Origin of the sequence: Ralstonia sp. Ralssp110 (genome assembly GCF_047325135.1) — a bacterium.
GTDB lineage: Bacteria > Pseudomonadota > Gammaproteobacteria > Burkholderiales > Burkholderiaceae > Ralstonia > Ralstonia mojiangensis.
Genome location: NZ_CP168609.1, coordinates 1502963 through 1516752, shown reverse-complemented (window position 1 = coordinate 1516752; position 13790 = coordinate 1502963). Strand labels below are relative to the sequence as shown.

At 65.7% G+C, this 13790-nt stretch carries 6 protein-coding genes; 4 read left to right on the top strand and 2 right to left on the bottom strand.

Annotated elements, in window-relative coordinates:
- Nucleotides 1–44: 44 nt before the first annotated feature.
- Nucleotides 45–1619, bottom strand: coding sequence for an alkyl hydroperoxide reductase subunit F (gene ahpF / locus ACEN9T_RS07385; RefSeq protein ID WP_413705953.1), 1575 nt, complete (start codon nucleotides 1617–1619; stop codon nucleotides 45–47).
- Nucleotides 1620–1744: 125 nt separating this feature from the next.
- Nucleotides 1745–2308: an alkyl hydroperoxide reductase subunit C gene (ahpC, locus tag ACEN9T_RS07380; protein WP_024978277.1), complete on the bottom strand. Its 564-nt coding sequence runs from the start codon at nucleotides 2306–2308 to the stop codon at nucleotides 1745–1747.
- A 402-nt stretch (nucleotides 2309–2710) separates the two neighbouring features.
- Here ahpC and glgA point away from each other — a divergent pair, with 402 nt between their 5' ends.
- Genes glgA through glgB form a run of 4 tightly spaced genes read left to right on the top strand, consistent with a single transcriptional unit; the run spans nucleotide 2711 to nucleotide 13757 of the window.
- Nucleotides 2711–4342, top strand: a complete 1632-nt coding sequence (glgA, locus tag ACEN9T_RS07375; RefSeq protein ID WP_413705952.1) for a glycogen synthase GlgA — start codon at nucleotides 2711–2713, stop codon at nucleotides 4340–4342.
- 30 nt (nucleotides 4343–4372) lie between these two features.
- Nucleotides 4373–7963, top strand: a complete 3591-nt coding sequence (locus tag ACEN9T_RS07370) for a maltotransferase domain-containing protein (protein ID WP_413705951.1) — start codon at nucleotides 4373–4375, stop codon at nucleotides 7961–7963.
- Complete coding sequence (gene treS, locus ACEN9T_RS07365) at nucleotides 7960–11454, top strand: maltose alpha-D-glucosyltransferase (protein WP_413705950.1); 3495 nt, start codon at nucleotides 7960–7962, stop codon at nucleotides 11452–11454. The genes ACEN9T_RS07370 and treS overlap by 4 nt, the downstream gene beginning before the upstream one ends.
- Nucleotides 11451–13757, top strand: a complete 2307-nt coding sequence (gene glgB / locus ACEN9T_RS07360; protein ID WP_413705949.1) for a 1,4-alpha-glucan branching protein GlgB — start codon at nucleotides 11451–11453, stop codon at nucleotides 13755–13757. Before treS ends, glgB begins: the two co-directional genes overlap by 4 nt.
- Nucleotides 13758–13790: the final 33 nt, after the last annotated feature.

Here is a 13790-nt window from a genome sequence, read left to right as displayed (position 1 = left end):
TTGTCGCGAAGTCCGGCTTGGTACGGGTACGGCTGCGTTCAGCTTCAGGCAGCTTCGGCCAGCGGCACGCGGATCAGATGATCGAACGCCGACAGTGCGGCCTTCGCGCCATCGCCGGTGGCGATGATGATCTGCTTGTACGGCGTCGTGGTCGCATCGCCTGCGGCAAACACACCTTCCGCACTGGTCTGGCCACGCGCATCGACGACGATCTCGCCAAAGCGGTTGCGCTCGAGCGCGCCATCCAGCCATTCGGTGTTGGGCACCAGGCCGATCTGCACGAACACGCCTTCGAGCGCGACCGTGTGCTCGACGCCATCCACGCGGCTCTTGTAGCGCAGGCCGTTGACCTTCTGGCCGTCACCGGTGATCTCGGTGGTCTGCGCGTTGGTGACGATAGTCGCATTCGGCAGGCTTTGCAGCTTGCGCACCAGCACGGCATCGGCCTTCAGCTCGCTGGCGAATTCCAGCAGCGTGACGTGGCTCACGAGGCCGGCCAAGTCGATGGCCGCTTCCACACCCGAGTTGCCGCCGCCGATCACGGCCACGCGCTTGCCCTTGAACAGCGGGCCATCGCAGTGCGGGCAGTACGCCACGCCCTTGTTCTTGTATTCCTGCTCACCCGGCACGTTGACGTTGCGCCAGCGTGCGCCGGTCGACAGAATGACCGAGCGGCCCTTGAGCACCGCGCCGTTGGCCAGCGTCACCTCGGCAAAGCCGCCCGGCTTGTCTGCCGGCGTCAGCTTGACAGCGCGCTGCGTGTTCATGATGTCGACGTCGTACTGGCGCACGTGCTGCTCCAGCGCGACGGCAAACTTCGGCCCTTCGGTCTCCTGCACGGAGATGAAGTTCTCGATGCCCAGCGTGTCGAGCACCTGGCCGCCAAAACGCTCGGCCACCACGCCCGTGCGCACGCCCTTGCGCGCCGCATACACCGCAGCCGCCGCACCCGCTGGGCCACCGCCGACGATCAACACGTCAAACGCCTCCTTGGCGGCAAGCTTTTCAGCGTCACGCGCAGCGGCGCCGGTGTCGATCTTGGCGAGAATCTCTTCCACGCCCATGCGGCCCGTGCCGAACGTCTCGCCGTTCAGGAACACGGTCGGCACAGCCATGATCTGGCGCGCTTCGATCTCGCCCTGATACAGCGCGCCGTCAATGGCGACGTGCTGGATGCGCGGGTTGATCACGGACATCACGTTCAGCGCCTGCACCACGTCCGGGCAGTTCTGGCACGTGAGCGACATGTAGGTCTCGAAGCGGAAATCCCCTTCGATATTGCGAATCTGTTCGATGACGTCGGCTTCGAGCTTGGGCGCATAGCCGCCCACTTGCAGCAGCGCCAGCACGAGCGAGGTGAACTCGTGACCGGTCGGAATGGCAGCAAAACGCACGCTCACATCGGCGCCGGTGCGACGGATCAGGAACGACGGCGCGCGCTCGGCGGCGTCGCGTTGTTCGGTCAGCACGATCATGCTGGACTGCTCGGCCACGTCGCGCAGCAGGTCCATCATGTCGCGGGAGCCCTCGCTGTCATCGACGTTGGCGACCAGCTCAATGGGCTGCACGAGGCGTTCGAGGTAGGCCTTCAGTTGGGCCTTGACATCAGCATCCAGCATGACGACTTCCTTTATTCGTTTTGATTCAGTGACAGGGCGCGGCACATGCCTGCGCCCTTAAGCAAACGGCCGGCAGAGCCGGCCGTTTTTTCTCGCTGCATTTCTGCAGCAAACAGCCTTACAACTTAGATCTTGCCGACCAGGTCCAGCGACGGCTTGATCGTCTTGGCGCCTTCGTTCCACTTGGCCGGGCACACGTTGCCCGGGTTGTTGGCGACGAACTGGGCAGCCTTGAGCTTGCGCAGCGTTTCCTTCACGTCACGGGCGATGGCGTTGTCGTGCACTTCCATCGTCTTGATCACGCCTTGCGGGTCGATCACGAACGTGCCGCGCAGTGCCAGGCCTTCTTCCGGGATGTGCACGCCGAAGGCGTTGGTCAGTTGGTGCGTCGGGTCACCCACCAGCGGGAACTGCGCCTTGCCCACGGCCGGCGACGTTTCGTGCCACACCTTGTGCGAGAAGTGCGTGTCGGTCGTGACGATGTAGACCTCGGCGCCAGCCTTCTGGAATTCAGCGTAGTTGTCCGCTGCGTCTTCCACTTCGGTCGGGCAGTTGAAGGTGAATGCGGCCGGCATGAAGATCAGCACGGACCACTTGCCCTTGAGCGACTCATCCGTGACTTCGATGAACTTGCCGTTATGGAACGCTTGGGCCTTGAACGGTTGGACTTGAGTATTGATCAGCGACATAGTGGTTTTCGGTTGGGTTGCTTGGTTGACAACGGAGTGGATCGTATCGTCGATCGATGTATTGCACAAGTTGATTGATATGATTTTATCGATTGTTTTTTTCTATTGCCCGGGCAACCGAGCGTCTCCGACCTGAAGCGCCATCTATCCCAAACGTGCGCCTGCGTGCATAGACGAAATTACACAGCGCACCCGCAGGTTGCACACCCCGCACGTGGTCCCGCAGCGCGCACATGACGTACAGCCAAGGCGGCGCGGGCCAAGACTACAGCCTTGTCAGCGTCTGTCTGACTGGCATAGGTCTTGCGCGAAGAGGTCGATCGCAAACCTCCGCCGCGCATCGGCGCCGTCCACTGCTCACGCAGTTGGCTGACGGCCCGGCGGGCGAATTCCCCCGGGAGCATGACCTTGTCGCTGAACGTTCTCTTTGTCGCTTCTGAAGCTGTGCCGCTGGCCAAGACCGGCGGGCTTGGAGATATGGTCGGGGCCTGCGCGAACGCACTGCGGCGCGCCGGCATGAAAGTGACGGTGATGCTGCCGGGCTATCCCGACGCCATCACGCAGTTGCAGCACACGCGCACCGTGTGTGAATGGACTGACCTGCCCGGCGGCCGCGCCCGCCTGCTGAGTGGCCGCATGGGCGCACAGGGCATCCCGGTGCTCCTGTTCGACGCGCCGGCGCTGTTCGCGCGGCCCGGCAACCCTTACCTCGACGACCACGGCGAGCCGTATAACGACAACGCGCTGCGCTTTGCGGCGTTCAGCCAGGCGGCTGCGCGCATTGCCGGCGGCGTGCCGGGCGTGCATCGCTTTGACATCGTGCAGGCGCATGACTGGCATGCGGGGTTGGTGCCGCTGTTCGTCAAGCGTGCGCAGGTGCCGGCGAAGACCGTCTTCACGATCCATAACCTCGCGTTCCAGGGCAATTTCCCGATGCACATGGTGCCGGACATTGGCGTGCCGCCCGATGCGGCGCACGAAGCCGAGTTCTGGGGTCAGTTCAGTTTCCTGAAGGCCGGCCTGCTGTGGGCGGACCGCATCACCACCGTGAGTCATGCGTATGCGCGCGAAATCCTGACCGACACGGCGGGTTGCGGCATGCAGGATCTGCTGCGCACACGCCAGCAAGACCTCGTCGCGATCCTCAACGGCATCGACAACGACGTCTGGAACCCGTCGAAAGACCCGCTGCTTCCCCAGCAGTTTGTTGCCGCCAACCTGAGCGGCAAGCACACCGCCAAGCGCGTACTGCAGCAGCGCTTCGGGCTGCCGGAAGACGCGAAGGCGCCGCTGCTGGCCGTGGGCAGCCGCCTGACGCATCAAAAGATGGCCGACGTGACGTTGCAAGCGCTGCCTCAGTTGCTGGAATCCAACCCGCAATTGCAGGTCGCCGTGCTCGGCTGCGGTGAACACGCCTACGAGACCGGCATGGCCGAACTGGCAGCGCGCTATCCGCGCCAAGTGGCCGCGAAGATCGGCTACACCGAGGCCTATGCCCACCTGCTGCACGCCGGCGCCGACATCCTGCTGCATGGCAGCCGCTTCGAGCCATGCGGCCTGACGCCACTCTATTCGATGCGTTACGGCACAGTACCGGTCGCGTCGCGCGTCGGGGGGCTGATGGACACGATCACCGATCGCGGCTCGCCCGAAGCAGCCTTGCATGGCGCGACGGGCTTCCTGTTCGACGGCGACACCGCCGACGCCATGGTGGCCGCGGTAGAGCGTGCCCTGCGCGTCTTCGCCCAGCCGCAGGCGTGGCGCATCCTGCAATACAACGGCATGACGACCGACTTCGGCTGGTCGCAGCCCGCACGTGAATACATCGCGCTGTACCGCAACCTCGTGCCAGCCGCCACGCCCATGCCTGCCGTGGCGCTTGCGCAGACGCCCGCTACACCTGACGCGCTGCACTCGCCCCGACCCGACCAACCTGTGCGTACGCCGGCGCGGCGACGCTCGACGGCACTGTCCGACGAGATCCGAGCGCACGCGGTGGCGCGCGCCGCCAGTGCCGAGAAGATCCGTGCCTGACCGCGCCTGACGCCCTGCCCGCTTTCACGCATGCCCGAGACCAAGTCGCCCAAGCCCGCCACTCCACGTAAAACCACGGCCGCACTCAACGCGGCCAAGCCACCCGGCAGCAAAGCCAAATCGGTGACCAGGCCGGCAGCAATGCCGAGCGCGGCACCGCCCACCACGGCAGCGCCCCCATACGCCCCGGCCATCTGCTACGTGCATCCGCTGCAACTGGGCAGGCTCGACCGATGGGACGGCGTGCTCGATCGCATCGCCTCGTTGGGTTTCGATCATGTGTTGATGGCGCCGCCATTTGCGGTGGGTGCCGCCGGCAACGTCTTCGTCACCCGCGACCATGCGCAATTGCATACGGCGCTGGGCGGCGGGCCGGCTGACGCAGCCCTCGCCAAGCTTACCGAAGGCTGCCGCTCGCGCGGGCTTACTTTGCTGCTCGATCTGGTGATCGACCGCGTGGCCGTTGATGCGCCCCTGCGCGCCGACCATCCCGACTGGTTCGCAAGCCACGCCGAAGACGGCGACGCGCTGGACCCACGCCTGCCGCCCTCGCACTTTGAAGTGGCGTCCTTCCGGCACGACGACTCGCGCAGCGCAGATGCCATCCTCACGTGGTGGGCTCAGCAACTGCGCGCCTGGGCCACATTGGGCATCGGCGGGTTCCGCTGTGAAGCGCCCGCCCGCCTGCCTGCAGATCGCTGGCGCACGTTGATTGCGGACGTGCGCAAAGACGCCGGCGCCGTGCGATTCCTGGCGTGGACGCCCGGCATGGATGGCGCGGCGGTTGATGCGCTGGCAGGTGCCGGCTTTGACGCGACATTCTCATCGCTGCGCTGGTGGGATTTCCGCGCCGGCTGGATGGTGGAAGAACACGCCCGCCTGGCGGCCGTCGCACCGCCCATCGCCACTGTGGAAGCGCCGTTCGGCACGCGCTACGGCCAGGCGTTTGGCGACGCGATGATCCGAGAACGCGCCTATCGCCGCCTCCTGCACGTGGCCGACACGCTCGACGCCGGCTGGCTGATGCCGCTGGGCTTCGAACGGGGCGCCCTGCTGCCGATGCTGGCTGAGCGCGGTGACCCATCCGACCAGCAATGGATCGATGCCCATGCCGCGTTCGACCTGAGCGACGCCGTGCGCGATGTGAACGCCACCATCCGCGCCGCACGCGAGACGAACACTGTGGCTCCGCACGCCGAACTGCGCATGCTGACCGGCCCCGACGCGCCCGCCACCGCCCTGCTGCGCGCCGACGGCCCCGACCTGCGCGCGGGCGATGCCGCCACGCTGACCGTCATCAACCCCGATCTGCACATGGGGGTGTCAGTGCATGCCGACCACTTCCTGCCCGGCGTGGCTGGCGGCTTTACGCGCGGCGTGGCGCTCGACCTGCTGACCGAACCGGTGGGCAGTTGCGACGACACGCTGCGCGCCAATGCACGGCCCTTGGCCGAGATCGACCTGCTACCCGGCGACGTGCAGGTCTGGCGCGTGTTCCGCAATGCCCCGGTGCGCACTCCCGCAGCGGGCAAACCCGTCAAGAGCCAGCGTGCCAAGGCCGGCGAAGCGAAAGAACCTGTCAACGCCGCCATTGCGTCGTCGCGCATCGGCATCGAGCAGGTGCAGCCCTCCGTTGAAGACGGCCGCTTTGCCGTGAAGCGCCTGGTGGGCGATGACATCATCGTCGAGGCCGATGTGCTCATGGACGGGCACGACAAGTTGGCCGTGCACCTGCTGTGGCGCGCGCAAGATGAAGACACGTGGCAGCACGTACCGATGATGCCGCTGGGCAACGACCGCTGGCGTGGCGCGTTCCGGCCCGAACGGCTGGGGCGGCACGCCTATGCCGTGGCCGCGTGGCGCGATGCGTTCGGCACCTACCGGTCTGAACTGGAGAAGAAGCACACCGCCGGCGTGGACGTAACGCTGGAGCTGGAAGAAGGCGCGCGGCTCGTCGCACAGGCCGCAGAACATGCGCCGAAGGACGCACCGGTCGACGCATTGCACAAGCTGGCCCACCTGTTGGCCGAGGCGGACCACGCGCACCGTCTCAAGCTGCTGTTGGACCCCGTGACCGCCCACGTGATGGCGCAGGCTTCGCACTACCGGCCGTTCTATGTAGAAAGCGTGGCGTATCCGCTGGACGTGGAACGCGGTGGCGCGGCGTTCGCGAGCTGGTACGAGCTGTTCCCCCGCTCGGCATCGGATGACGAACAGCGGCACGGCACCTTTGACGATGTGATCCGCCGGCTGGGCGCCATTCGCGGCATGGGCTTCGACGTGCTGTACTTCCCGCCCATCCACCCGATCGGCCGCACCAACCGCAAGGGCCGAAACAACAGCCTGCGCGCCGAAGCCGATGACCCCGGCAGCCCGTACGCCATTGGCGCTGCCGAAGGCGGGCACGATGCCATCCACCCGCAGCTCGGCACGCTGGAAGATTTCCGCCGACTGGTGCGCGCCGCGCATGAGAAAGGCCTGGAGCTGGCGCTCGACTTTGCCATTCAATGCTCGCCCGACCACCCCTGGCTGCGCGAGCACCCCGGCTGGTTTGCATGGCGGCCCGACGGCAGCATCAAATACGCCGAGAACCCGCCCAAGAAGTACGAAGACATCGTCAACGTCGACTTCTATGCCGATGACGCCAAGCCCGGCCTGTGGACCGCCCTGCGCGATGTGGTGATGTTCTGGGCCGACGAGGGTGTGCGCCTGTTCCGCGTCGACAATCCGCACACCAAGCCGCTGCCGTTCTGGGAATGGATGATCGGCGAGGTGCGTGCGCGCTATCCGGATACGGTGTTCCTGTCCGAAGCCTTCACGCGCCCCAAGGTGATGTACCGGCTGGCGAAGGTTGGGTTCTCGCAGTCGTACACATACTTCACGTGGCGGCATACCAAGCAGGAATTCATCGATTACCTGACCGAGCTGACGCGCACGCCGGTGCGTGAATATTTCCGCCCGCACTTCTTCGTCAACACGCCAGACATCAACCCGGTGTTCCTGCAGACGTCGGGCCGGCCCGGCTTTTTGATTCGCGCCGCGCTGGCGGCCACGCTGTCTGGCCTGTGGGGCGTCTATAACGGGTTCGAGCTGTGCGAAGGCGCTGCGGTGCCGGGCAAGGAGGAGTACCTCGACTCCGAGAAGTACCAACTGCGCGCGTGGGACCATAACCGCCCCGGCAACATCGTCAAAGAGATTGCGCTGCTCAACCGCATCCGCCGGGCCAATCCGGCGCTGCACTCGCACCTGGGGGTGACATTCCAACCCGCCTCGGGTGAGCAGATCCTGTTCTTCAGCAAATCGACGCCGCCCGTGGTGCCGGCGCAGATGGGAACCTCGCCGGCCGAATTGGCCAATGCCCTGCCGCCAGACCGCTTTGGCGACAACACGGTGTTCGTGGCCATCAACCTCGACCCGCACCACGCGCACGAATCCGATATCGAACTGCCATTGTGGCAATGGGGCCTGCCTGACCACGGCGCGCTGATGGCCGAGAACCTGGTCAACGGCCAGCGCACCGTGTGGCGCGGCAAGTGGCAGCACATCCGTCTTGAACCCGAGCAGCCGTTTGCCATCTGGCGCGTGCGCCCGGCCCTGCCATCGGAGGAACAACCGTCATGACGCGCAATCCGACCGCGCTGCTGGTGGACGACGCGCTCTGGTACAAGGACGCCGTCATCTATCAGCTGCATGTCAAATCGTTCTGCGATTCCGACAACGACGGCGTCGGGGATTTTCCCGGGTTGATCTCCAAGCTCGACTACATCGCCGAGCTTGGGGTGGACGTCATCTGGCTGCTGCCGTTCTATCCGTCGCCGCGCCGCGACGACGGCTACGACATCGCCGAATACCGCGGCGTGCACCCCGATTACGGCAGCATGGCCGACGCGCGCCGCTTCATTGCCGAAGCGCATGCGCGGGGCCTGCGCGTGATCACGGAACTCGTTATCAACCACACGTCGGACCAGCACCCGTGGTTTCAGCGTGCGCGGCGCGCCAAGCCGGGTTCTGCGCTGCGCGACTTCTATGTGTGGTCCGACAATGACAAGAAGTACGCCGGCACGCGCATCATCTTCATCGATACCGAGCCTTCCAACTGGACGTGGGACCCGGTGGCCAAGGCGTATTACTGGCACCGCTTCTATTCGCACCAGCCCGATCTCAACTTTGACAACCCGCGCGTGCTCAAGGCCGTGATCGGCGTGATGAAGTTCTGGCTGAACCTGGGCGTGGATGGCCTGCGGCTGGATGCGGTGCCTTACCTCGTGGAACGCGAAGGCACCTCGAACGAGAACCTGCCCGAGACACACGACGTGCTGCGCAAGATTCGCGCGGCCATGGATGGGGAATTCAAGAACCGCCTGCTGCTGGCCGAGGCCAACCAATGGCCAGAAGACACCCAGGAATACTTTGGCGCCGGCGACGAATGCCACATGGCGTTCCACTTCCCGCTGATGCCGCGCATGTACATGGCGATTGCGCGCGAAGACCGCTTCCCGATCACCGACATCATGCGTCAGACGCCGGAGGTGCCCAGCGGCTGCCAATGGGCGATCTTCCTGCGCAACCATGACGAGCTGACGCTCGAGATGGTGACCGACGCCGAGCGCGACTACCTCTGGGAGGTCTACGCCAGCGACCGCCGCGCGCGCCTGAACCTCGGCATCCGCCGCCGGCTGGCACCGCTGCTGGAACGCGACCGCCGCCGCGTCGAGTTGATGAACAGCCTGCTGTTTTCGATGCCCGGCACGCCCGTCATGTATTACGGCGACGAAATCGGCATGGGCGACAACATCCACCTGGGCGACCGCGACGGCGTGCGCACGCCCATGCAGTGGTCACCCGACCGCAATGGCGGATTCTCTCGCGCCGACCCTGAACAGCTCGTGCTGCCCGCCATCATGGGCTCGCTGTACGGCTATGAATCGGTGAACGTCGAAGCGCAAAGCCGCGACGCGCATTCGCTGCTGAACTGGACGCGCCGGCTGCTTGCCACACGCAAGCGCCATCGCGTCTTCGGGCGTGGTTCCATCCAGTTTCTGCAGCCGTCCAACCGCAAGGTGCTGGCGTATGTCCGGGCGCTGGAAGGCGAGGCGCCCATCCTCTGCGTGGCCAATCTCTCCCGCGCCTCACAGGCCGTGGAGTTGGACCTGTCCGCCTTCGCACAGCGCGTGCCGGTGGAGTTGATTGGGGGGACGGCGTTTCCGCCGATCGGCCAGTTGTCGTATCTGCTCACGCTGCCACCCTACGCGTTCTATTGGCTGGAGCTGCGCGAGAACGAGCCCGGCCCGAGCTGGTCGCAACCGGCCGCCGAGCAGTTGCCCGAATTCACGACGCTGGTGCTGCGCGCGGGGCTCGATGCCCTGGCCGACACGCGACAACGCGAGGCACATCGCCAGTTGATCGAGCGCGAAATCCTGCCGACCTATCTGCCCAAGCGCCGCTGGTTTGCCGCCAAGGACAGCGTGCTGCGCGGCGCGAAGTTTGCCTGGGGCGCGACCGTGCCCGTGGATGCTGCATCCACCAATCGCCCGCTGGCCGGGGCAACACGGCCCGAGGTGTTCTTCAACGAAGTGGCCGTCACGCTGGGTAGCCCCGACGGCAGCGAACGCGTCGAGCGCTACCTGCTGCCGCTTTCCATCGCATGGGAATCGTCCACACTGCCGGCACTGCCGATTCAGCTTGCCCTGGCGCGCGTGCGGCGCGGCCGCCATGTCGGCTACCTGACCGACGCCTTCACCACCGAGACGTTCGCCCGTGCGCTGCTCACCAACCTCGTGCGCGGCACCACGCTGGAAGCCAATGACGGCACCGTGCGGTTCGAGCCCGAGCCGAACATCGCAGAGCTGGCAGAACCTGCCGTGTCGCCTGAAGCGGGCAGCACACGGCCCGCACCGCTACCGCTGGCGCCCGACACGCCCATCCAATGGCTGGCGGCGGAGCAGTCGAACAGTTCGCTGGTGATTGGCGAGTCCGTCATCGTCAAGCTCATTCGCCGTATCGCCGCGGGCATCCACCCCGAGGTTGAGATGACGCGCCACCTCACGCGCGTGGGCTATGCCAATACGGCGGCGCTGATCGGCGAGGTCTCTCATCACGCTGCCGACGGCGAACGCTCGACGTTGGCCGTCATGCAGAGCTTCGTTCCCAACCAGGGCGATGCCTGGACATGGGCGCTGGACTACCTGCGACGCACCATCGACGAACTGGCTGTGCAGATGGAAGGCGTGACCTCGGGCGATGGTGAATCGTCCCCCGTGGCTGTCTCGGAAGCGCGCATGGATACCGACGAGGCACTGGCGGGCTACGTCAACTTCATCGGCGTGATTGGCACACGGCTGGGCGAACTGCATGTCGCGCTGGCCGCGCCCACCGAAGACCCGAACTTCGGCGCGCGAATTGCTGATACCGACGATGCCGCCTACTGGACCGCGCGCGTGAGCGAACAGCTCAATCGTGCGCACGACAACCTGACGGCATGGCAACAGCAAAACCCGGACAGCCCCCGGCAGCCTGATGTGCAATGGCTGCTGTCGCAACACCAGGCGCTGCTCGACGCTGCGCGCGCGCATGCCGAAGACGGCCTGGGCGCCACGCTCTCGCGCATCCATGGCGATTTCCACCTCGGCCAGGTGCTGGTGGCGCAGGGCGATGCCTACTTGATCGATTTTGAAGGCGAGCCCTCGCGCCCCGTGGAAGAGCGCCGGCGCAAGACCAGCCCGTTGCGCGACGTGGCAGGGCTGATGCGCTCGCTCGACTACGTGGTGGGCGCCATGCGCCAAGGCCCTGAACACGTGGCCGGCCCAGCGCAGGAGCGCCGCAACGTCCTGCTGGAGCGGTTCCGCGCTGCGTCCACTGAACGCTTCCTGGAGGCGTATGCCGCTGCCATTCGCGGGCCCGATCTGAACGCGCTGGATCAGCCCGTGGTCGACTTTCACCTGCTGGATCTTTTCCTGCTGGAAAAGGCCGCATACGAAGTCAACTACGAAGCGTCCAACCGCCCAACCTGGCTGCCGATTCCGCTGGAAGGCTTCACGCGCGTGGCACGCCGCCTGCTGCATGCAGAGCCACCCTCACCTGCTGCAGAAGACTCGACGGGAGGCCCACCGTGACCGCACTCGACTTTGCCTCTCCAACCAAAACCGCCGCCGCCCCTGAGGCGCCGATCGTGCTACCGCCCGGTGTCGACCAGATGCGCGTCGACGCGCTCACACATGGCCGCCTGGGCGACCCGTTTGCCGTGCTCGGGCCGCATCGCGTGGACACCGACGACGGCACGCGCTGGGTGGTGCGTGCCTTCTATCCCGGCGCGCGCCGTGTGCAGGCCATCGACGCACGCGGCCAGATCATCACCGAGATGACGCCGGTAGGCCGCACGGGACTGTTCCACGGCCCGCTGCGCGCGGATGCGCAAGACGTGTACGGCCACCCCGACCTTTATCGCCTGCGCATCATCTGGCCTGCAGGCACCGGCCATGAAGCCGTACAGGAAACCGAAGACCCATACGCCTTCGGCCTGCTGCTGGGCGACCTCGACCTGCACCTGCTCAACGAAGGCACGCATTGGGCGCTGGCGAGCTGCTTGGGCGCGCAGGCCATCCGCATCGACGGCATCAGCGGCGTGCGCTTTGCGGTATGGGCGCCGAATGCGCAGCGCGTGTCGGTGGTGGGCGAGTTCAACCAGTGGGACGGCCGTCGCCACCCCATGCGCCTGCGCCATCAGGCTGGCGTGTGGGAGCTGTTCCTGCCCAGCGGCCTGGGCGTCGGCCCCGGCACGCGCTACAAGTTCGAACTGATTGGCGCCGATGGTCGGCTGATGGTCAAGGCCGACCCCGCCGCCCGCCAGACCGAACCGCCGCCCGCCACCGCATCGGTGGTGGCCGACCCGGCCCCGCTGCGCTGGAGCGATGACGACTGGATGCAAACGCGCGCTGAACGCCACAAACCTGACGCACCCATCAGCATCTATGAAGTGCATGCCGGCTCGTGGTTGCGCGATCTGGAAGACGGCGGCCGCAACCTCCATTGGGATGAGCTGGCCGACCGGCTGATCCCCTACGTGACGGCGCTCGGCTTCACGCACATTGAACTGCTGCCGGTGGCGGAACATCCGTTCGGCGGCAGTTGGGGATATCAACCACTCGGGCTGTTCGCGCCGTCCGCGCGCTTTGGCTCGCCCGAGGCGTTTGCGCGCTTTGTTGATCGCTGTCATCAGGCAGGCCTGGGCGTCATCGTCGACTGGGTGCCCGCGCACTTCCCTACCGACGCGCACGGGCTGGCGCAGTTTGACGGCACCGCGCTGTACGAACACCAAGACCCGCGCGAAGGCTTCCATCAGGACTGGAACACGCTCATCTACAACTTCGGCCGCAATGAAGTGCGCGGCTTCCTGATCGCCAGCGGGCTGGAATGGCTGGAGCGTTTCCATATCGATGGCCTGCGTGTGGATGCCGTGGCCTCGATGCTCTATCGCGACTACTCGCGCCGCGCCGGCGAATGGGTCCCCAACCGCTACGGCGGCCGCGAAAACCTTGAGGCCGTGGCGTTCCTCCAGCAGATGAACACGGTCGTGCACGAACGCTGCCCCGGCGCCATCACCATCGCAGAAGAGTCAACCGCGTGGCCCGGCGTGACCGCGCCCGTCGAGTTCAACGGCCTGGGCTTCGACTACAAGTGGAACATGGGCTGGATGCACGACACGCTGCACTACATGCAGCGCGACCCGGTGTACCGCCAGCACCATCACGACGGCATGACGTTCGGGCTGGTGTACGCATTCTCCGAGCACTTCATCCTGCCGATCTCGCACGACGAGGTGGTTCACGGCAAGGGCTCGCTGCTGGGCAAGATGCCCGGCGATGAATGGCAACGGCTGGCGAACCTGCGCGCCTATCTCGCGTTCATGTGGACGCATCCGGGCAAGAAGCTGCTGTTCATGGGCTGCGAGTTTGGGCAGGTGGGCGAATGGAACCACGATGCATCGCCCGAATGGCACCTCTTGGATGACCCGCGGCACCGTGGCGTGCAGCGACTGGTGCATGACCTCAATGCGCTGTACCGGAACGAACCGTCATTGCATGCGCGAGACACCGCGCCGGAAGGGTTCAACTGGGTGATTGGCGACGACCGCACCAACAGCGTGTTTGCGTTCCTGCGGCTCGACGGCGAAGGGCGGCCGATGCTGGTGGTGGCAAACATGACGCCGGTGCCGCGAGAGGGATATCGCATTGGTGTGCCACCCGCCAATGGCGCCAGGCATTGGCAGGAGGTACTGAACACAGACGCCGCCGTGTATGGCGGCAGCGATCTCGGGAATGGTGGAGCGGTGGATGTGGACCACGTGGCTGCGCATGGGCAGGGGCAGTCGTTGGTGTTGAGGCTGCCGCCGTTGGGGGTTGTGGTTTTGAAGGGTTGAGTTTTTTTGCTGGTGGTGCATCCCTTGTTTCAT